This window comes from Candidatus Chloroploca asiatica, assembly GCF_002532075.1.
GTDB lineage: Bacteria > Chloroflexota > Chloroflexia > Chloroflexales > Chloroflexaceae > Chloroploca > Chloroploca asiatica.
In genome coordinates, this window is sequence record NZ_LYXE01000063.1 from 185,900 (window position 1) to 206,401 (window position 20,502).

Consider the following 20,502-nt stretch of genomic DNA (forward strand, 5'->3'; position numbering starts at 1 on the left):
ATGATGCCATCGCCCTCTTCCAAGGCCCCTCCAGAGTTGACTCGGCAAGAGCATGTATGCTACCATCGCATATATGAGAATGTGACATCCATGTCACCCAAAGAAATTGTCATCAGTTTATCCACTCTCAGATAAGCTGACAAAGTAGGCACCATGCTCAGCCCATTGCCCGCTTGGCCCGATGTTTTGCTCTACCCACTGCTCGCGGCGATGCTGCTCTGGGTTGGCTTGACGGTGATCGTGGGCAGTTTGAACCGACGCAGCCCATGGCCGGGCAGGGTTGCGCTCGTTGCGGTGCTGCCCTTGCTGGCAATGGCCCACCACGAACTCTGGGTCGTGGCACACGATGCAAGCATTGCCGGAGCCTACCGCGCCTTTGTGGCGGGGACGTTTATCTGGGCATGGCACGAACTAGCTTTTTATAGCGGGGTCTTAACTGGGCCATGGCGCAAGCCCTGCCCACCCGAGGCACGAGGCATCAAACGCTTTGGCTATGCACTTGGCACCCATCTTTATCACGAACTGGCCGTCCTTGCCGAAGTTGTGTTGATGCTGTGGCTGCTAGGTGGTGGAACAAATACCCTTGGGCTTCTGGTCTTTGCTTTAAGCTGGGCAATGCAACATAGCGCCAAACTCAATGTCTTGCTTGGGGTACCACGGTTGAATGTCGAACTCTTTCCGCCACATCTGCGTTACCTGGGGAGTTACTGGGCACCGCGGATGCCAAGCGGATTCTTCATTCCCTCGGTCTCGATTGCAACCATGCTTGCCATCATGCTGTGGCTCGCAACATGGGCCCACCGCCTCGATCCATCAGGCGTACGACTCGCCTTGCTCGCCTCACTGGTGACCCTCGGAGCGATCGAGCACTGGATGCTCGCCTTGCCCGCACGACGCACAGTGGCCGTTGCTTCCAGCGTTGATTAACTGGTGCGACCAGATGGGCTCACAACATACAAGAAGAGGCTGTAACCGGGCTTGCTATGCTGGCCTGGCTTTCACTTTTTGCGCAGACAGGCGCATTGGAGTATGATGAAAGGCGCAGCGCAAGGAGGGAGGGATGTTCGAGGCGATCTTTACGCCAGAGTCAGTCGCAGTGATTGGGGCGTCGCCCAATCCTGAACGCGTAGGTTATGCCGTGCTCAAGAATATCCTGGACAATGGATATCCTGGTGCGGTCTACCCAATCAATCCACACATCCCCGAGATTCTGGGGTGTCAAGCATATGCAAGCGTGCTGGATGTGCCTGATCCCATTGAACTGGCTGTGCTGGTGGTTCCCATCGGTCAGGTCTTGCCTGTGGTTGAACAATGCGGGCAGAAGGGCGTGCGCGGTCTGGTTGTCATCACCGCTGGCTTCAAAGAGGCTGGCAGTGAAGGCAACGAGCTTGAACGCAAATTGTTGGCCCTGGTGCGTAGCTATGGTATGGATATGATCGGGCCAAATAGCCTCGGCGTGATTGACACGTTCAGCAAACTTAATGCTTCGTTTGCCGGAGTCATGCCCAATCAGGGCAATATTGCCCTGATGTCGCAGTCGGGGGCTATCTGCGCGGCGATTCTTGACTGGAGCAAGAATCGCGGCATTGGCTTTTCACGGTTTGTGTCACTCGGCAATAAGACCGATATTAATGAGGTCACGCTGCTGCGGGCATGGGGTAGCGATCCCGAAAGCAAGGTGATTCTGGCCTATCTCGAAGATATTAGCGATGGGGCGTCATTTATCGCGACGGCACGCGAGGTGACTCGTCAGGTTCCCGTGATTGCGATTAAGAGTGGCACAACGGCAGCCGGTTCACGCGCTGCATCATCACATACAGGTTCCCTCGCGGGCTCGGAACAAGCCTACGAAGCCGCCTTTGCGCAGAGTGGCATTCTGCGTGCCCGCACGGTGAGCGAGCTCTTTGATCTGGCTTTGATCTTTTCGTATCAGCCCTTGATTCAGGGTAATCGCGTTGCCGTGGTGACCAATTCAGGCGGGATGGGCATTATTGCCGCCGATGCTGTTGAACGCAGTGGCCTGGCGATGGCCCTCTTTGCGCCAGCAACGATCGAGCGGCTGAATCATGATCTGCCCCCTTCGGCAAGTGTCTATAATCCTGTTGATATCCTCGGCGATGCGCGGAGCAATCGCTATCAGACAGCCATTACCGCCGTGCTTGAAGATCCGGGGGTTGATGGCCTGATTATTATGTTAACCCCACAGGCACAGAGTGCCCTCGTTGAGATTGCCGAGACGATTGGAGAGACAGTTGCATCGTACAAGAAGCCAGTTGTGACATGTTTTATGGGTGGTTATAGCCTCGGGCCGGCCTTGGCGGCCTTGAGTCGCGCCCATATTCCCAACTATACGTTCCCCGAACGAGCGGTGCAATCCATTGCCGGCATGCACCACTATTATGAGCGTCGCCGTCGCCCTCAACGGATCTATCGAACCTTTGAGGCTGACCAGGAGCAGGTGCGCCAGATTTTTGCCGATGCACACGCTTCTGGGCGCGTTGAATTGAGTGAAGGCGAAGTCCGTGCGGTTCTCTCTGCCTATGGCCTGCGCCTCCCCGAGAGTCATCTCGCCCTGTCAACCGAGGAAGCGGTGCAACAAGCTGCTATGCTAGGTTTTCCGGTCGTGATGAAGATCGCCAGCCCCGATATTCTGCTCAAGACCGAGATCGGTGGGGTAAAATTGGGCATTACCGGTGAAGAAGCCGCCCGCGATAGCTTTGAGTTGATCGAGTATCGCACTCGCAAATATTGGCCCGAAGCGCGCGTGCATGGGGTCTTTGTCCAGGAGATGATTAAACCCGGTCAAGAGTTTTTGATCACCGTCCATCGCGATCCGCAGTTTGGCCCCCTCGTTGCCATTGGACTCGGCGGGATGTATGTCGAAGTCATGAAGGATGTCGCGTATCGGCTCGCCCCGATCAGCGAACAGGATGTTCGCGACCAGATCCGTTCGCTCCGCGCTTATCCGCTGCTACGTGGGGCCGGTGGCAATCCACCGGTTGATGTGCTCGCCGTCGAAGATTGTGTACTCAGGATTAGTCAACTCGTGACCGATTTTACCGAAATTGTTGAACTCGATATTAATCCGCTCGTGATCCACCACGAAGGCGAAGGTGCCGTGGTGCTTGATGCACGGATCTTGATCCAATAAGCGCCCTCTTTGCCCCTCCCGAAAAGTGAAAAGAGGGTCTATAATAGCAGGAGGAACGACATCTCTCCTGCGGAGGTTTGTATGGCAACGCTCTATGTCGCCTCAACAGAGACGTTTGTGGGCAAAAGCGCTGTCTGTATCGGGTTACTGCGCCGGATGCAGCAGGATGGCTTCAGAATTGGGTATATGAAGCCGGTCAGCGTCGCGGTAGCGCATACCCGCGAGGCAGCAATCGATGAGGATGCTGCCTTTATTCGCGGTACCCTCGGGTTGGAAGCCTCCCTGGAACATATCGCGCCTGTCTTGATTACACCAGGTGTGGTCGAGTCGATTTTGCGTGGGCAGTCGGCAACCTATGCGCGCACACTCCGTGATGCGTATCTGACAATTGCTCGCGATAAAGATATCGTGGTGCTTGAAGGCACCAATACCTGGTCGGAAGGAGCCCTGGTTGATTTGACCTCTGACCAGGTGACCGATCTGTTGCAGGCCCCAACACTCCTGGTGACGCGCTATCGCTCGACCCTCAATGTTGATACGATCCTGTCGGTGCAACGGTATGTCGGTGATCGCCTGCTCGGTGTGTTGATCAATCAGATTGAAGAGCCGCATCTCGACTTTGTGCAGAGTCGCGTGATGCCCTTTCTCGAACGACGCGGCATCCCTGTCTTTGGCTTGATGCCACGCGATTCAACCCTCGGCGGTGTGACGGTCAATGAACTGCTCGAACATCTCGGGGGGCAGTTGATTGGGCAACCAGCATGGTGTGCCCGTACGATCGAGGCGCTGATGATCGGGGCGATGGGGGCAGATGCGAGTATTTCGTTTTTCCGCCGCCGCGCCAATAAGGCCGTGATTACCGGCGGTGATCGCAGTGACCTGCAACTCGCTGCACTTGAGACAAGTACGACGGCCCTCGTGTTGACAGGGAATTTCCGCCCCAGTCCCCAGGTGCTCGACCGCGCCAACGAGCGGCAGGTGCCCATTGTGCTTGTCCCTGACGATACCCTGACAACCGTCGACCGGGCCGAACGGCTCTTTGGGCGCGTGCGCTTTCATCAGGCCGCCAAGCTGCAACGGTTTGCCGAGTTGTTGGAGGCAAGTTTTGATTTTGACCGTTTGTATGATGCGATGGGAATGAGATTGCGCTGAGGAAAGCCTGCGTGGACGGGCTTTGGTCGGCGCTCTATACAAGTTGTGGGGTCTTTGAGCGTATGGAAGAACAGATTGGGCCGCTGGTCTTTGTGGAAAATCTTGAGTATCCTTATCCTTTTGCGGTGGAACAGCCACCTCGCTTCTGGATGGAGGAGACAACCGGGGCACTGGCGGCTGCCATTGAAGTCTATATGCGCGGTGAGAAACTCGCACCAGCGCAACTTGAGTTGATCCAGATCTATTTGCGCCAGTATCTCGAACGGGCGGTTATCGCGGAAGATGCGATGCGCTCACGGCTGCTTGACCGTATTGGGCGCGTACGGACTATCGGCGACCTCGAGCGCCTGGCTGATAGTCTCTCAGAGGCAGGTGTTGAGCCTTTCTGACCTTATGTATCAGTATGTGTTACGTCCGGCTCTCTTTCGCCTGTATCGCGGTGATGCCGAAGGCGCGCACGAACGAACGCTTGCATTGCTGGCAATGGTTGCGCGTCGGCGGATGCTTCTGCACCTGATGCGGCGTTTGTATGCCGATCAACCCCCATCATTGGCCCGTACGCTTTTCGGGGTGCGGTTTCCCAACCCTGTCGGCCTCGCTGCCGGTATGGATAAAGATGGGGTTGCGTTGCCTGCCTGGGATGCGCTCGGTTTTGGTTTTGTTGAGATCGGAACCGTCACGCACCAGGCCCAACCCGGTAATCCACGTCCGCGGCTCTTCCGTCTTATCAAAGATGAAGCCATTATTAATCGGATGGGGTTCAATAATCACGGGGCCGATGCACTCGCCCTGCGCCTCAAGCAAGTCGGTACGCTCTCTATTCCGCTTGGTATTAGCATTGGCAAGTCGAAACAGACCCCGCTTGAGCACGCGATTGAAGATTATGTCGCCTCTTTCACGACGCTCTTTCCCTATGCAAGCTATGTTGCGGTCAACGTCAGTTCACCCAATACACCCGGACTACGGAGCCTGCAGGATCGCGCGCAGCTGGATGCGTTGCTCGCCACGCTCACGGACGAGAATCGCCAACTGGCCGCACGTGAGGCCAGCCAACCCCGGCCAATCCTGGTCAAGATCGCACCAGATCTGAGTGAGTCGGCCCTGGGTGAAGTGCTGGACGTCTGCACAACCCACGCGATCAGTGGCGTCATTGCCACGAATACCACGCTGAGTCGCGAGGGCCTGTCTGAGCAAGATGCTTCGCTGCGAGGTGAAACCGGGGGGCTGAGTGGGCGACCACTCGCCGCAAAGGCGCTCGCGGTCGTGCGCTTTATTGCCCGTGAAACCGGGGGCGCACTGCCGATTATCGGGGTAGGGGGTATTGCATGTGGCGAGGATGCCCTCCGCATGCTTGAGGCCGGAGCAAGCCTCGTCCAGGTCTACACGGGACTCGTCTATCAGGGTCCGGGATTGCCCCGCCAGATCAAACAGACCCTCGCGAGGAGAGTATGATGAGTGTGCGCAGCATTGAACAACCCATCCTTGTAGCGCTGGATGTAGCGACGATCGAAACGGCCCTCGCTCTGGTCGGCCTGCTTCAACCATATGTTGGCGGTTTCAAGGTGGGCCTCGAACTCTGCACTGCGATGGGCACCCCGCAAGTGGTCGAAGCCGTGGGACAGGCGGGGGGCAACCTCTTTCTTGATCTGAAACTCCACGATATCCCAAACACCGTGGCAGCAAGTGTGCGCGCCGTCTGTGAACTGGGCTCAGCCGTGCGCATGTTGACCTTGCATTGCCAGGGCGGGGCCGCTATGCTGCGCGCCGCCGTCGCTGCGGCCCACACCGCGCCCCAACGCCCGCTCTTGCTTGGCGTCACGGTGCTGACGAGCATCGATGGAGAGGCCCTCCACAATGAACTCGGCGTTGGGGCCGACCTCGAAGCCCATGTTGTCCACCTGGCCCGCCTCGCGCAAGCGTGTGGTCTCGACGGCGTCGTCGCTTCACCGCACGAAGTCGCAGCCATTCGCGCAGCCTGTGGCCCCGAGTTACTGATTGTGACCCCAGGAGTACGCCCGACCTGGGCTGCACGGGATGACCAGCGTCGGATCATGACGCCTACCGAGGCCATTGCAGCCGGAGCTGACTATCTCGTGGTGGGACGACCAATCACGGCAGCAGATGATCCTGTCGCCGCTGCCGCCCGTATCGTCGCTGAACTCGCCCGTTGAACAAAGAAACGATAGCTCATGGAACAGGATCTTCTCGTCACCCTCGCCGATGTCGGTGCCTTGATCACCAATGACCACCTGGTCTATACCTCGGGCCGCCACGGCAGCAGTTATGTCAACAAAGACGCACTCTATCCGCATACGGGGGCAACGAGCGCAGTATGTGCGCGGCTAGCACACCATTTTGCGGACGCAGCGATTGATGTGGTGGCCGGGCCAACCGTTGGTGGCGTCATTATGGCCCAGTGGACGGCGCATCATCTGAGCAAGCTAAACAACCGCGATATCCTGGCGGTTTATGCCGAAGAAGAAGTGAGCGGAGGGAGCAAACAACGAATTTTTCGGCGGGGGTACGCCGAGCTCATTCGCGCTCAGCGGGTACTGGTCGTCGAAGATATCCTGACAACTGGCGGTTCGGTACGCATGGTGATCGAAGCAGTCAGGGCCGTCGGAGGCAGCGTCGTAGGCGTTGGAGCACTTTGCAATCGCGGGGGCATCACCGCCGCCGCCATCGATGCACCCGACCTTTTTTGCCTAACGAGCGTACCACTTGAGAGTTTTGACGCTGAGGCATGCCCGCTCTGCGCAGCAGGCCAGCCCATCAATACACGCCTCGGCAAAGGTGCCGCTTTCCTTGCCAACCAGCACGTAGCAAACGTTGAGAAACCAGAACGTCTTAGGGTTGAATAACACAGGCACAGATGGATAAAAGCTATGGCGGGTAGAAAAGAAAAGCCAACCCAGGAAGCACATGAACATCATCGCTTCGATCAAGACCGGGGGCCGCCACTCTGGCATCAAGCCCTCTGGATAGGAGGCATCTACTTTCTGCTCTCCTTTGCCTGGATCATCCTCTCAGACTGGATCCTGCTCCGTTTGGTACTAAACGAACAGACTCTAATCCAGGTCAGCATGTTCAAAGGGCTCGGCTTCATTAGCGTCACCACCATTCTGATCACTTTTCTCGCTCTACGCCTTACCAGAACGATCAAACAGACCACGCGGCTCTACGAACTACTCTTTGCGGTCAACCGGGCGATCATCTACGAACGCAATCCGACCACGATTGCGCAGCAAGCATGTCGCATTGCCGCCGAACGGGGCGGCTTTCAACTCGCCTGGGTGGCGCTGATCGATGGTGAAACCAGCCGCATCTACCCACTGGCGGCCTGGGGGCGGACAGCGTTTCTCGATCACCTCGTCCTTGACACAACCGATGATGCACATATGACCAGCCCCCTTGGGACGGCGTTACGCAGTGGTGAACCTCGCATCTGTGTTGATGTGCAAACAGCCGACTACATGGCGATCTGGCGAACGCGGTACGAAGCCCAGGGGCTACGGTCATCAGCCGCCTTTCCATTATGGATCGAGGAGAAGATCGTCGGGGCCTTCTGCTGTTATGCCGACCAACCACGCACCTTTAGCCCAGAGGAAATAAGCCTACTCACGGCCTTTACCGATGACCTAGCCTTTGCCATCGAGTCAGCCTACCGCGAGCGCGAGCGACGTAATGCCGTCGACGCCCTGGAAAGGAGTGAGCGGCGCTTCCGCACCCTGGCCGAATATGCACCTGACGCCATCTATCGCCTTGGCCTGCATCCTCACCGCTTCACCGAATACATCAGCCCTGCCATCACGAGCATCACCGGCTATGCACCAGAAGACTATTACCGCGACCCGAACCTCTGCATCGACATTGTGCATCCCGACGACCGCCCCCACTTCGAGGCCCTGCTGAATAGTCAGGCGCGCACAGATGGCCCACTGACCTTGCGCTGGTTGCACAAAAATGGCGCAATCATCTGGATCGAACAGCATCATACACGGATCTACGATAAGCAAGGACATTTCGTGGCGCTTGAAGGCGTCGCCCGCGACATCACCGCCCGCATCGAAGCCCAGGCGATCCTCGAGCGCTATCGGCTGCTCTCGGAAAACATGCACGACATTGTGCTCTTTGTGCGCAAAGCCGACCGACGGATCATCGAAGCCAATGCAGCCGCCGAAGAAGTGTATGGCTACAGTCGCACGAGGTTGCTGCAATGCACCCTCGACGACCTGCGTGCTCCGAGTACGCGTCCAACCATTGGAGGCCAGTTGGCCGCCGCCGCCTCAGGTGGGCTCATCTTTGAAACAGAGCATCAGCGCTCTGATGGTTCAACCTTTCCCGTCGAGGTGAGCACCACGAGCATGAGATACGGAGGCGAATCGGTGCTGCTCAGCGTCATTCGTGATCTGAGTCAACGTCGCGCCGCTGAAGCCCAGATCCGGCTTCAGGGCGAAGTGCTGGCAGCGGTCGCCAACGCGATTGTGATTACCGATACGAAGGGAATCATCCAATGGGTGAACCCGGCTTTTACAACGCTGACCGGCTACCCCGCCGAAGAAGTGTTGGGCCAGAATCCCAGAATCTTCGCGTCAGGCCATCAGGATCGCCACTACTATGCCCAACTCTGGGCAACGATTGTCGACGGCAAGGTCTGGCAGGGTGAAACAATCAATCGGCGGCGTGACGGCACGATCTATACCGAAGAGCAGGTCATTACCCCAGTGCAGATGCATGGCAATGGTATCACCCATTTTGTAGCCATCAAGCAGGATATCACCGAACGCAAAGAAGCAGAGGCGGCGTTGCGTACTGCTCACGATGCCTTGATCGCATCATACGATAGCACGCTGGCAGGCTGGTCACAGGCGCTCGACCTCCGTGACCGCGAGACCGAAGGCCATAGCAGTCGCGTGACCCTGTTGACCCTCCAACTTGCCCGGGTACTCGGTTTCAATGAAGACGAATTAGAGCATGTGCGACGCGGGGCGCTCTTGCACGATATTGGCAAGATTGGCATTCCCGATGCCATCCTGCACAAACCCGGGCCACTGACCGACCACGAATGGCGGATCATGCGCCGCCACCCTGAATATGCCTATCAACTCTTGCAACCAATCGCTTTTCTGAGGCCCGCCCTCGCGATTCCCTACTGCCATCACGAACACTGGGACGGCAGCGGCTATCCACGAGGGCTAAAGGGTGACGAGATCCCCCTGGCCGCACGGATCTTTACCATTGTTGATGTCTGGGACGCCCTCACGTCGGATCGACCCTATCGTGCAGCCTTAAGCCACGAGGCAGCCCGTGAGTATATTGAAGCTCAGGCAGGCAGCATATTTGATCCGTGGATCGTCAAGACCTTCCTGGCGATGCTTGATCAAGCCGGGGCACCAGTTATGGTACACTAAGATGATTGTAAGTCGTTCCTGGTCCGGAGCATCACTGTGGAAGTTGTCCGTACGCTCAAACCTGGCCTTACCAGGCGTTCAACAATTCTTACGATGGGCAAGTTTGATGGGTTGCATCTGGGCCACCAGCAACTGATCAAAACCACGGTCGAACGAGCCAGAAGCCTCGATTTTTGTAGTGCCGTGTTGACCTGGGAACCCCACCCGAACACGGTGCTCCGCCCGGATCAACCGGTTCGTTTGCTTACCACCCTTGATGAAAAGATCGCCCTGATTGAACAGTATGCACCCGATCTGCTCATTATCGCCCCTTTTACCGAAGAGACCCGGCGTACCAGTGCCGAGATATATATGGGAACCATTGCTGAAGCGGTGCAACTGCGCGAGCTCTGGGTGGGTGAAGGTTTTGCGATGGGCCGCGGGCGCAGTGGTGACATAGCCAGTCTGATGCAGATCGGGGCCAATCTGGGGTTTGCCGTGGGCACTGTTCGTCAACTCGTGATCGAGGGAACCCCAGTCAGTGCCTCACGCATACGTGAACTGCTTGACCAGGGCGAGGTAGGCATAGCTGGTCAATTGCTAGGGCGGCCCTTTGCACTACGGGGAACGGTGATCCAGGGTGATCAACGTGGCCGCACGATCGGTTTTCCTACCGCCAACTTGCAACTTGCGGAAGGGCGCATGCTGCCTGCCGATGGGGTCTATGCCTGCCACGTGATCACCGAGCAGATGCGGTGGCCTGCCGTAACCAACATCGGGTTGCGTCCAACCTTTGATGGCGTGCGACGCACCATCGAGGCCCACCTGCTCGACTGGAGTGGAGATCTCTATGGGCAGACGTTACGCCTTGAATTTCGCCACTATCTGCGCGGCGAGCAGAAGTTCAGTGGCATTGAGGCCCTGGTAACCCAGATTGCCCAAGATGTAGCACGCACGCGCGCCCTCCTTGGGTAACCAGGCCTCCCCGTGGAACACCGCAGATTAGCAGATGGCGATCCCGCTATCTTTCTGAGCTATGCTTGCACGACTCGCGTCTTTGTTGTTCTGTGGGCTACTGCTTCTGCTCGCTGCCTGCAGCAGCGAGCCTACACCGGCCCCAACGATACTGCCAGCGCCAACAGTGCCCGTCGTTGGCGAAATCCTGGCTCAGCCACAACCAGGGGCGATCCAGACCATTGGCTTGCTTGTGCTGAGCGCAGAAGGGGCGCTACTCACCGACGGACTGAGTATCAGTGGGGCAACACCGCAGCCAGTTGGCTCCGCAGTGATCTGGCTTGAGGAGGTTCCGCCGTTGCCCCCCGAACCAACTCCAGTGGCGCTTGGCGCAATCAGCTATCTGGTCGTTGAAGCTCGCGGTATCCTCGAAGGCCCGGGCGCCTTCGGGCCTGCGGGGGCATATGCGTACCGCCTGACCTCACCAACTCTGATCTCACGTTCATCACGCGATCTCACCATCGATCTGCTCTTGCGCAACAGTGCGCTCTATAGTGGACAATCAGTACGTCTCAGTGGCGAACTGCTCGCCTCGCCGCAAAGCGCCCTGCTGGTCGAGCGGCTCGGACCAGGTGGCGTTCCTGCCGACAACACACGCCAGATCAAACTAAGCGCCCCCTTGCGCGACGACGCGGTACAACAGCAACTCGCCACCAGCAACGACGGACGCATCGTCTTTGGCTCAGTCGAAATCCTCGGCATCTGGCGCAACACAACCCTCTACCCGCTCATCATCGAGGTACGGTAGCAGACCTCAGTGCAAAATACGTGACAAAAAGAGTTGCGTGCGATCGTGTTGCGGCGTGCTAAAAATCTTGTCGGGGGGGCCCTGTTCAACAATCCGGCCCTGATCCATAAAAGCGACCCGGTGTGCCGCATTGCGGGCAAACCCCATCTCGTGCGAAACGACAACCATCGTCATCCCCTCGTGGGCGAGGGCAAGCATCACATCAAGAACCTCTTTGATCATCTCGGGATCAAGGGCCGACGTCGGCTCATCAAAGAGCATAATCTTGGGCTGCATCGCCAGCGCCCTCGCAATCGCTACACGCTGCTGTTGACCACCCGAGAGCTGCTCGGGATACTTCTGCGCCTGTTCGGGAATGCCAACCTTTTCGAGCAAGGTACGCGCAATCGTCTGACTCTCGGCCCGTGAGCGACGACGTACCTTCTGCTGCGCCAAACAAATATTCTCGATAACCGTGAGGTGGGGAAAGAGTTCGAAGCGCTGAAAAACCATGCCCACCTCGGCGCGAACCGCATTGATATGCTTCTCATCATTATCGACCAGAATACCATCAACCACAATGCGTCCAGCGTCGGGAACCTCGAGGTGATTGATACAGCGTAACAGCGTTGATTTACCTGACCCCGACGGGCCAACAATCATCAACACCTCACCCGCCTGCACATCAAGACTGACCTGGTCAAGCGCCCGAAAATGACCATAAAACTTCGAGACGTTCTCGATCCTGATCATCGGGTCGGCTGAAGTTGCTACCATTACACTACCTTTTGATTTTAGCGCGACGCTGGATCCACTGGAGCAGCAACGAGAGGATGAGCGTCATGCTCAGATAAAAGAGCGTCAAAATGAAATAGGTCTCTTCATAACGAAACGACGTACTGACTGAGAGCCGCGAGACCTGCGTAATTTCGCGGACACCAAGCACCGAGACCAGGGACGTGTCTTTGAGCAAGGCAATCAGATCATTGCCAAGGGCTGGCAACATATTACGTGTCGCCTGAGGCAAAATGACATAGAGCATCGTCTGCCAGCGCGACATCCCAAGCGAGCGACCAGCCTCCATCTGCCCACGCCCAATTGCCTCGATCCCGGCCCGAAAGACCTCGGCGATATAGGCCCCATAGATCAAGACCAGCGCAATAATCGCTCGCGCCGTCAACGAGATGGCATTATTGGGCAAACCAAAGGTACGTGCGAGGAGCGGCACAACGGCATACGAGATCGTAAAGATCAGCACGAGCATTGGCACGCCGCGAATGAACTCAATATAGGTAATCGAGAGGTTGCGCAAAATCACGTTTGTCGAGACCCGGCCAAGCCCAAGAAAGAGGCCAAAGACAAGGGCAAAGACAAACGAGACAGCCGTTACGTAGAGGGTCGTGGAGAGGCCCTGGAGGATCGTGTTGAAAATATTACGATAAATCGGATCAACAATAATCCGAACCACCATATACCCAATGACCGACAGAATGATCAGCAACCACCAGGGAAACTCATTCAAATGAGCACGCAGGTCACGCGGACGGGGCTGGATCTCGGGACGCTCGTGGTCAACCGCCATACAGCATTTCCTCTGTCTCAAGAGCATGTGTTGCGAGTGGTGACTATCGTCAGCGTCGGAAACCATGCATGGGTTCCCGACGCTGACCAACCATCAACTACATGCTGCGCGTCACCAGAAAGACCCTACTCGGGCAACTTGAAGTCATCGCTAAAGTAGCGCGCCGCCAACTCATCGAGCTTGCCACTGCTGCGCATCTCGGCGAGGGCCAAATTGACTGGCTCAACGAGATCGCTGCCCCTGGGGAAGATGAAACCGAGCTCATCACTCGAGATCGACGGGCCGATCAACTCGAGGCGCTCGGCATTGGTGCCAACGTAGCCCTGCCCGGCGGTTTCGTCCATAATGACGGCAGCAACATCGCCATTGAGCAGCGCGGCAACCGCAAAGGGGAACTGCTCAAAGGCCTGGATGCGATTCTCGGGCAACAGGTTCCGCGCCGTCTCATAGTTGGTCGTGCCAGTCTGCGTCCCGAGCAAGAGGCTCTCATTAGCAATGAAATCATCCATGCTCGCAAAGCGATCCTCGCCAACCAGGGCAAGCAAGCGCTGGCTGATCTGAATGTAGCCATCCGAGAAATCGACCTGCTGCGCACGATCTTCCGTGATCGTAATGCCATCGGCAGCCGCATCAAACTGCCCGTTGCTAACCGCCTGGATCATCCCCTCCCATGAGGCCTCTTGATACACTGGCGTACAGTTCAAAAGGCGGCAGATCTCATTCCAGGCATCGTAATCCCACCCTTCACCCTGCCCCGTCTGGGGATTGATATAGTTGAAGGGAGGATACGCATTTTCAACTGCAACCGTCACACTGCGGCCCCCGAGATCGGGCAAGCCACCTTCCGTCTGAGTAGAGGAATCTGTTTCTGGCACACTTGTCGGCACTTGAGCAGCGGGAGCTTGCCCACCACACGCCGCAACCAGCACAAGCAACAGGCTCACAAGAGCCACCACCGCCAACCGTCGCATAGGTCATTCTCCTTACACTAACCTGAAACGAACCACCGAACCCTGCCACAGGCTACGATTCGCTGGCATGTGCATAGGATAACATATTTGATCTTGGTTGATGAGGGGATTTGTTGCAACATGAGTCATCCCGAATTTAAGGTGCGGGAAACCTTCCTGAGGCCTGCGGCCCCAGGAAGGTCAATTTCAGGAAGCTGATGGAGAGGTTTTAGAGGCGGCCAACAACGTGGCCGATAGAGTACATTACGCTTCAAATGAACGCGAACGCCCAACGTGAGCCATGAATTCTCCGCGGGTCTTGGAGTCATCGCGGAAGACGCCGCGCATCGCCGAGGTGACCATGCTCGCGTTGGCCTTCTTGACGCCACGCATTACCGAGCACATATGCACCCCTTCGGCGACCACCGCGACACCCTGCGGCTCGAGGTGCTCGTTGATGAAGTCAGCGATCTGCACGGTCATCCGCTCTTGCACCTGCAAACGCCGGGCAAACATTTCGACAATGCGCGGAATCTTGCTCAAGCCAACCACTTTGCCATTGGGAATGTAGGCAACATGCACCTGACCCATAAACGGCAGCATGTGGTGCTCACACAGGCTGTAGAAATCAATATTCTTGACCACCACCATCTCGTCATAGCCAACCGTAAAGATCGCGTCGTTGATTAACGCGGCAGGATCGATGTGATAGCCAGCGGTCAACTCGGCATACATCTTGGCGACCCGCGAAGGCGTCTTGAGCAGACCCTCACGATCCGGCTGCTCACCGATCCCGTCGAGGATTTCGCGCACTGCCCCCTCGATCTGCGGGTCAGAGGTGTAGGTCACACCCTCAAGCTTGCCACGCCCCGGCACAATCAACAAATCATAGTCGTGTCCATCAAGTTCAGCAACACTCTGATGATGTTGCCCATTGCCATTGTGTCCGTTCCCGTTGTGTCCATTTCCGTTATGCATGCCCATTAGGTTTGTTTCCTCTTCAATCTTCGCGGCGATATCCTGGCAACCATTGCCAGCAATTACTTCAGTCATTTACGCAACAGCGTACTCAAAGATATTCTTGCGCGTCTCCCACAGTTTCAGGTGGCGCAAACGGCCTTCGAAAGGGGGGCGAACTCCTCATGCCCATACGTACTCGTGGAAGCCCCAAAAACACACTTATTCTCTTCAGCACTCCCATCATTATACCAGTACCGGTGCGCAGAGGAAAAATCAAAACGACGCGTCGCCTGAACCATAGTCTCTTCTTTCTCTACAGGATCTTTGCGCCAGTCCCGGCGCTAAAATGCGGTGCCACAAACCATTCTTTTATCACAGCGCTGGTATTAACAATACCACTTGCACAGAATTTGTCAAGTACTTGCACAGGATTAAAGAGAATGATTGCATCTCTTTAACGCAAGGTTCGGCCTGCCAAGCCTGCCCCCCAAAGATCATCATCAGGCAGGTCATCTTCATCCGGGTGATAGAGGTCACGCAGATCGCTTGCCCGACGTAGTTGCCCAAAGGTGGTCGCAATAAAGACGACCCGACGCAGGCGCGCCGATGGAATGGGCAACGGCAGTTCGCGCAACGGCCCCAGGGTGACACGATAGTAGCGCTCGTTGGCCCGCGGGTGCTCCGGTTCGTCGGGTAACAATTCGCGCCGCGTCTGGATCGTGTAGCGCAAGACTTCGGCATAGAAGCGAACTGACCAGCGCTCGTCGCCAAAGGCCGCCGTCTGGTAAAAGGCCAGGTAGTCGGCGGCAAACTGCGCCGGTGTATGGGCCAAGGGCACACGATACCAGCCCTCGTCACGAGCAAGCGCCAGATCACGTGGCTGTGGCACAATGACCACAAGCACACGCGCCTGATCTTCAGGTTGGTCGTCAAGCATAACAAAATCCAGGTACAATGAATTAGGTTGACACAATCATATACCGCTAGAAGAGCGTGAAAGATATGCCCTATTGGCTCATTTTGATTGGTATCCTGCTGATCACAGGCTGCACCGCTCCGCCACCCTCAATTACGGCGCGCCTCGATGCGGTTGAGGCCATCAACCGTGGAAGTGACAGTGGGTTTGCCCGGGTGCTCGAACCACGTCCCTTTGTCTTCCCACAGGATCACGGCCCTCACCCTGAGTATGCGATTGAATGGTGGTACTATACAGGCAACCTTGACGCCGGTGAGCGCCATTTCGGTTATCAGTTGACTTTTTTTCGTAGTGCGCTGACGCCTGAGCCGCCCGAACGGGCTTCGCCCTGGGGAACCAGTGCGATCTATATGGCTCATCTGGCGCTCAGTGATGTGGCGAATGGGCGCTTTTATGCCTTCGAACGCTTCAGCCGCGATGCAGTCGGCCTCGCCGGGGCGTCGGGTGAGCCGTTTCGGGTCTTCCTCGAAGATTGGTCAGCCGAGGGAAGTGGCCCCGAGGGAATGACAATGCGCCTCCGCGCCGCCGAAGCGGATGTTGCTCTCGATTTGACCCTCGTGAGCCGCAAAGCTCCGGCGCTTCAGGGCGACCAAGGCTTGAGCCAGAAGGGTTCGACCCTCGGCAATGCGTCGTTCTACTATTCGCTGACCCGGATGGAGACAAACGGCACCGTGCGCATCGGTGACGCACAGTATGCGGTCACCGGGTTCAGTTGGATGGACCACGAATGGGGCACCAGTGCCCTTGAAGATGGGGCCGTCGGGTGGGACTGGTTCAGCATTCAGCTTGATGATGGACGCGAAATAATGTACGCACAGGTGCGAACCGCCGATGCCATCAGCTACCGCCTCGGCTCACTCGTCGAGGCGGACGGCACGATACGCATCCTGGATCAAGCCCCAGTGACGCTCGAGGTTCTCGACACCTGGCGTAGCCCGCGTAGCGGGGCCGTCTACCCATCGGGCTGGCGTATGACCCTTCCTGAGCTTGACCTCGAACTCACCATCCAACCCGTGTTGCGTGACCAGGAGTTACCCGTCACGATCATCTACTGGGAAGGCGCAGTGGATGTTCGCGGTTCACAGGGCGGGCAACCCCTTAGCGGGCGCGGCTATGTCGAATTGACCGGCTATGCAGGCGACGATTGTCGTTCGGTTGATTGTCGCTGGTAGGTTGAACTATGCAAACACCTTTGACACTCGTGACAGGCTTTCTGGGCAGTGGCAAAACAACGCTCGTGCGCAGACTGGTGGCAGAGGGAAGCCCGCGTCGGCGGCTGGGCGTAATTGTCAACGAATTTGGCCAGATCGGCCTGGATGGCGCAACGCTCGCCCGCAGCGGTCACGCCCCGATCGTTGAACTCGCCGGAGGCTGCGTCTGTTGCGAAGCAGGCTCGGATTTCCTGCTGGCCGTCGAAGAGTTGCTTGACTACCATCCCGAGCAAATTCTGGTCGAAACCAGTGGCCTCGCTGAACCAGGGGGCCTGGTGCGCCGCATCCGAGCCGCCGAACTGCCTCTCGATGCGATTGTGACGGTGGTTGATGCCGCCAATCTGGCAGCGGCGCTCGCCGCCTCGCCAGTCACTGCCTGGCAACTGCGGGCAGCCGATCTGATCATCCTCAACAAAACCGACCTTATTTCTACAGAAAGATGCAAACAGGTCAGCGAAGAGGTGCAACGCATCAATGCCCGTGCCGCGCTTGTCGCAACGATCCAGGGCCACGTTCCTGCTGATCTGCTCTTTAGCCTTCAGATGGAAGGGGAAGACCCGCCCGCGTACCCCGGGCACCGCACGCAAGACGGGTTCAGTGCGCTCACCTGGAGCAACGACACGCCCTTGATACGCAGTGCATTCGAGCAAACCCTAGCGAGCCTGCCCGATCGGGTCTACCGAGCGAAGGGCCTCGTCCACTGCACTGATGCCCCTTGGCCCAACGAAGTCCACCACGTCTTTGGACGGCACAGCCTCACGAGCGTACGGCCACAAAGACACCAGCAACCGCTCAACCGGCTCATCCTGATTGGGCCTGACCTCGAAACGCTTGCCCCGCACATCGTTGCCAACCTGGATCGCTGTGCGGACACGACCGAGCGGGCCAGCCATTGGCGCCAGCGGCACGACGAACTGCTAGATCAATAACGCAACATAGGCAATCGTCACAAAAAGAGCCCCGCCCAGCACGCCGTACTCCAGCAACATCCGGCGCTGCAGGCGACCGGCAGCCTGATGTTGCAACAGACTGACCACCACATAAAAGAGCACCAGGAGCACTGTTCCGGCGATCAAAAAAGAGGTAGCCCAGTAATTCAGCGCCCACGTCGCTTCAGCAAGCACGAGACCAACCAGCAGCGCGAGGAGCACCGTACTCGTACGCGGATGATACGCCAGCAACGCATAGGCAAGCAGCGCACCAGTCAACCCAATCATCGAGGCTGAATAGAGCGTACGATAGCCCGTATAACTCACTGCACTAAAGATACCAAACGCCAGCAGATAGCCCACCGCTTGCAAGACCACCTGCGCAAGCTGACTGACCCTGGGCGTACGATCAAGCACATAATGCTGGGCAAGCAAGACAATCAAAAGCGAACTGCCAGCAGCAACCAGGGCCAGCACAAAAGCCAGGCCCTCGAAGGCATTGCTAAAGAGCCTGAAAAACGCAAACGAACCAACCACACTCAACGAGGGCAACACCCAGAAGTTGGGCACCACTTCAAAACGCACAAAGCCAAGGTTGACCTCGGGCAGCGTACGTGTCTGCAACTGTGGATGCGCCCGAGCCAACAGATCGGCAGCAGCACTCGTAATGATGGTCAGCAACGCAACCAGAAACCACGACAGGGTAATCGTTGGCAGATCACCTCCCGGCACAATCCGCAGGGTGTCAGGATTCCCATCAATAAGAAAAATCACCCCCAGGCCGATCAAGATCACAAAGATCAGCGAAACAATGCGATCAAAACGCGGCACTGGTGAACTCGCCGAGAGCATACACGTCCTCCTCACCCCGGAAAGGTTTCATGCTTGTCCCACATTTTGCACAGGTTTGCTGTGCAAAACATGTATGACTTATTGACATTGTGCGGTAAAACATGTTATAGTTTGAGCTATCAAAAGAGTGATCCCCAAATTGTCTCATTCGAAACAGTACACGAAAGTCATGTTATGAGTCTGCCTTCTGAGCTACCCTCACCAGAACTGCTCACTCCTGAACTTGAGGCGTACACTCTGATCCGCCAGATTAGTTCGATGATGGAGACCTACAATCGGTACGATTTACGTAGCGAGGCTCTGACGGTACCTCAGTTCATGATTTTGACCTACGCCAACGCCCAGGGGGTTCCGCTGAGCGAAATCAGCAGTCGCATGCTCTGTGACAACAGCAATTTGACTGGCATCGTCGACCGCCTGATCAGCAAAGGGTTCGTTGAACGTCGTCCCGACCCGCAGGATCGTCGGGTGAGCCTGATCTGTCTCACCGAAGCTGGGGCGGAAAAGCTCCGCCATATCCGACCACGCCATCATGCGGGTGTGCATCGGCGCATGCGAACTCTCTCGCAGCCACAGGTTCAGGAATTGCGTAATCTTTTGCAACAACTCTTCACCGGTCTCCAGGAAGTGCCTCCTGATACCGTCTGACCTGATGGCCCGCCAAAACGCTGCTGGACAGAAGTCCGAGCAGCCTTTTGGCGATTCAGTTATTCTCCTGGCGCTGCAACTGTTCGGCGCGCTGAAGTTGCACATAAAGTGGGGGCACAGCAAATAGGGCACGCTCGAGATCACTAATAGCCGGATCAACAACCCCGAGTGACCAACGTCCGTGCTGTTTAATAATTTGGGTACCAAAGCGTTGTGGTTTCCCTCCGGCTACCAGCCAGCGATCCCACGCCATCGCCCACAACGTCCAGGCCCGATCTTCACCAAGTTCAGCCGACCGGCGCGCAAAGAGTTGCGCCAGGCTAAAATGACCCTGACTTTCACCGCAGATCATCACCCATGCGGCATGAAAATTGTCACGTTCATTCTGAACCCAGCCACCAGCATAGAGATCAATGACACGCTGGCAACGTTGGCGGGTCGCAATAGGATCATTCGTCTCTGCTTGTGCCTCCAGTGCTTCACGAGCAAGCCGCTCTAATTCACCACTGGGATCTTCCTGCTGGGAATCCAGCGGATCAAGGAATTCATCCATCCTGGCCTCCCTTCTTGATTGCTTGATCTTCAGTGTACCACAGAACCCTTCCAGCGACGATCAAGGATCAAATGGAGGGTCACTCCCAGGGCCACTGGGCGCAAGGCAGGATACCGCCAGGCGAGCCCCCAGCAGAGGGGCAGGCTCAAGAGGGGGCGATGCAACCACGAACGCAAAAAGCCATAGCGCGGGCGATGATCACCTGGCTGCAACGGTAGGTGACGATAGCGATCATACCGCAGTGCCCCAACGATGCTCCAATCACCAGTACGCAGCGCATAGATCACCAGATGATCAAGATCAATCAACGTCCCCCCAACCACGACAGACGCAAATTGAACAGGCTGCCGAGGATAGCAGACCGCACCGAGAAGCAACGAAGTGATCAGGTGGGTACGAAAGCGCAT

The 20,502-nt window shown here is 56.9% G+C and carries 21 protein-coding genes; 13 read left to right on the forward strand and 8 right to left on the reverse strand.

The window, feature by feature from the left end; genetic code table 11:
• Nucleotides 1–153: 153 nt before the first annotated feature.
• The 10 genes from puhE to A9Q02_RS06620 all read left to right on the forward strand — a co-directional run bounded on the left by puhE (nucleotide 154) and on the right by A9Q02_RS06620 (nucleotide 11,455).
• Nucleotides 154–927: a putative photosynthetic complex assembly protein PuhE gene (puhE, locus tag A9Q02_RS06575; RefSeq protein WP_097651540.1), complete on the forward strand. Its 774-nt coding sequence runs from the start codon at nucleotides 154–156 to the stop codon at nucleotides 925–927.
• 133 nt (nucleotides 928–1,060) lie between these two features.
• Nucleotides 1,061–3,151: an acetate--CoA ligase alpha subunit gene (acs, locus tag A9Q02_RS06580; RefSeq protein WP_097651541.1), complete on the forward strand. Its 2,091-nt coding sequence runs from the start codon at nucleotides 1,061–1,063 to the stop codon at nucleotides 3,149–3,151.
• Nucleotides 3,152–3,232: 81 nt separating this feature from the next.
• Entirely contained in the window at nucleotides 3,233–4,303 is a 1,071-nt protein-coding gene (locus tag A9Q02_RS06585; protein WP_097651542.1) for a phosphotransacetylase family protein, read from the forward strand.
• 11 nt (nucleotides 4,304–4,314) lie between these two features.
• Entirely contained in the window at nucleotides 4,315–4,692 is a 378-nt protein-coding gene (locus tag A9Q02_RS06590) for a hypothetical protein (RefSeq protein ID WP_245860426.1), read from the forward strand.
• Between the two features lie 4 nt (nucleotides 4,693–4,696).
• The gene (locus tag A9Q02_RS06595) at nucleotides 4,697–5,755 is read left to right on the forward strand and encodes a quinone-dependent dihydroorotate dehydrogenase (RefSeq protein ID WP_097651543.1); all 1,059 of its coding nucleotides are present in this window, start codon (nucleotides 4,697–4,699) and stop codon (nucleotides 5,753–5,755) included.
• Nucleotides 5,752–6,474, forward strand: coding sequence for an orotidine-5'-phosphate decarboxylase (pyrF, locus tag A9Q02_RS06600; protein WP_245860427.1), 723 nt, complete (start codon nucleotides 5,752–5,754; stop codon nucleotides 6,472–6,474). Before A9Q02_RS06595 ends, pyrF begins: the two co-directional genes overlap by 4 nt.
• Nucleotides 6,475–6,492: 18 nt before the next feature.
• Nucleotides 6,493–7,164 carry a phosphoribosyltransferase family protein gene (locus A9Q02_RS06605; protein ID WP_097651545.1) on the forward strand — a complete coding sequence of 224 codons (672 nt, stop codon included), beginning with the start codon at nucleotides 6,493–6,495 and terminating at the stop codon, nucleotides 7,162–7,164.
• A gap of 24 nt (nucleotides 7,165–7,188) precedes the next feature.
• Nucleotides 7,189–9,714 carry a PAS domain S-box protein gene (locus A9Q02_RS06610; RefSeq protein ID WP_097651546.1) on the forward strand — a complete coding sequence of 842 codons (2,526 nt, stop codon included), beginning with the start codon at nucleotides 7,189–7,191 and terminating at the stop codon, nucleotides 9,712–9,714.
• Nucleotides 9,715–9,750: 36 nt separating this feature from the next.
• Nucleotides 9,751–10,668 carry a bifunctional riboflavin kinase/FAD synthetase gene (locus A9Q02_RS06615; protein ID WP_097651547.1) on the forward strand — a complete coding sequence of 306 codons (918 nt, stop codon included), beginning with the start codon at nucleotides 9,751–9,753 and terminating at the stop codon, nucleotides 10,666–10,668.
• Between the two features lie 61 nt (nucleotides 10,669–10,729).
• Nucleotides 10,730–11,455: a hypothetical protein gene (locus A9Q02_RS06620; protein ID WP_097651548.1), complete on the forward strand. Its 726-nt coding sequence runs from the start codon at nucleotides 10,730–10,732 to the stop codon at nucleotides 11,453–11,455.
• Between the two features lie 6 nt (nucleotides 11,456–11,461).
• Here A9Q02_RS06620 and A9Q02_RS06625 read toward each other — a convergent pair whose 3' ends face one another.
• The 5 genes from A9Q02_RS06625 to A9Q02_RS06650 all read right to left on the reverse strand — a co-directional run bounded on the left by A9Q02_RS06625 (nucleotide 11,462) and on the right by A9Q02_RS06650 (nucleotide 15,863).
• Nucleotides 11,462–12,211, reverse strand: coding sequence for an amino acid ABC transporter ATP-binding protein (locus A9Q02_RS06625; RefSeq protein ID WP_097651549.1), 750 nt, complete (start codon nucleotides 12,209–12,211; stop codon nucleotides 11,462–11,464).
• A gap of 4 nt (nucleotides 12,212–12,215) precedes the next feature.
• Nucleotides 12,216–13,016, reverse strand: coding sequence for an amino acid ABC transporter permease (locus A9Q02_RS06630; protein WP_097651550.1), 801 nt, complete (start codon nucleotides 13,014–13,016; stop codon nucleotides 12,216–12,218).
• A 125-nt stretch (nucleotides 13,017–13,141) separates the two neighbouring features.
• Nucleotides 13,142–13,987, reverse strand: a complete 846-nt coding sequence (locus tag A9Q02_RS06635; protein WP_097651551.1) for a substrate-binding periplasmic protein — start codon at nucleotides 13,985–13,987, stop codon at nucleotides 13,142–13,144.
• 243 nt (nucleotides 13,988–14,230) lie between these two features.
• Nucleotides 14,231–15,019 (reverse strand): GTP cyclohydrolase I FolE, encoded by a 789-nt coding sequence (gene folE / locus A9Q02_RS06640; RefSeq protein WP_483862425.1) that lies wholly within the window; start codon nucleotides 15,017–15,019, stop codon nucleotides 14,231–14,233.
• A 361-nt stretch (nucleotides 15,020–15,380) separates the two neighbouring features.
• Nucleotides 15,381–15,863, reverse strand: coding sequence for a hypothetical protein (locus tag A9Q02_RS06650; protein ID WP_097651552.1), 483 nt, complete (start codon nucleotides 15,861–15,863; stop codon nucleotides 15,381–15,383).
• A 65-nt stretch (nucleotides 15,864–15,928) separates the two neighbouring features.
• Here A9Q02_RS06650 and A9Q02_RS06655 point away from each other — a divergent pair, with 65 nt between their 5' ends.
• Both A9Q02_RS06655 and A9Q02_RS06660 read left to right on the forward strand, forming a co-directional pair.
• Entirely contained in the window at nucleotides 15,929–17,074 is a 1,146-nt protein-coding gene (locus tag A9Q02_RS06655; protein ID WP_097651553.1) for a lipocalin-like domain-containing protein, read from the forward strand.
• Between the two features lie 8 nt (nucleotides 17,075–17,082).
• Nucleotides 17,083–18,042: a CobW family GTP-binding protein gene (locus A9Q02_RS06660; protein ID WP_097651554.1), complete on the forward strand. Its 960-nt coding sequence runs from the start codon at nucleotides 17,083–17,085 to the stop codon at nucleotides 18,040–18,042.
• Here A9Q02_RS06660 and A9Q02_RS06665 read toward each other — a convergent pair.
• A complete protein-coding gene (locus A9Q02_RS06665; RefSeq protein WP_097651555.1) occupies nucleotides 18,031–18,894 on the reverse strand; it encodes a DUF5656 family protein in 864 nt (287 codons plus the stop codon). The genes A9Q02_RS06660 and A9Q02_RS06665 overlap by 12 nt on opposite strands.
• Nucleotides 18,895–19,068: 174 nt before the next feature.
• On the opposite strand from A9Q02_RS06665, the gene A9Q02_RS06670 reads away from it, so the two are divergent.
• Nucleotides 19,069–19,542: a MarR family winged helix-turn-helix transcriptional regulator gene (locus tag A9Q02_RS06670; protein WP_097651556.1), complete on the forward strand. Its 474-nt coding sequence runs from the start codon at nucleotides 19,069–19,071 to the stop codon at nucleotides 19,540–19,542.
• 55 nt (nucleotides 19,543–19,597) lie between these two features.
• On the opposite strand, the gene A9Q02_RS06675 is transcribed toward A9Q02_RS06670, so the two are convergent.
• Nucleotides 19,598–20,095, reverse strand: a complete 498-nt coding sequence (locus A9Q02_RS06675; RefSeq protein ID WP_097651557.1) for a hypothetical protein — start codon at nucleotides 20,093–20,095, stop codon at nucleotides 19,598–19,600.
• Nucleotides 20,096–20,124: 29 nt separating this feature from the next.
• Nucleotides 20,125–20,502, reverse strand: coding sequence for a hypothetical protein (locus A9Q02_RS06680; protein ID WP_097651558.1), 378 nt, complete (start codon nucleotides 20,500–20,502; stop codon nucleotides 20,125–20,127).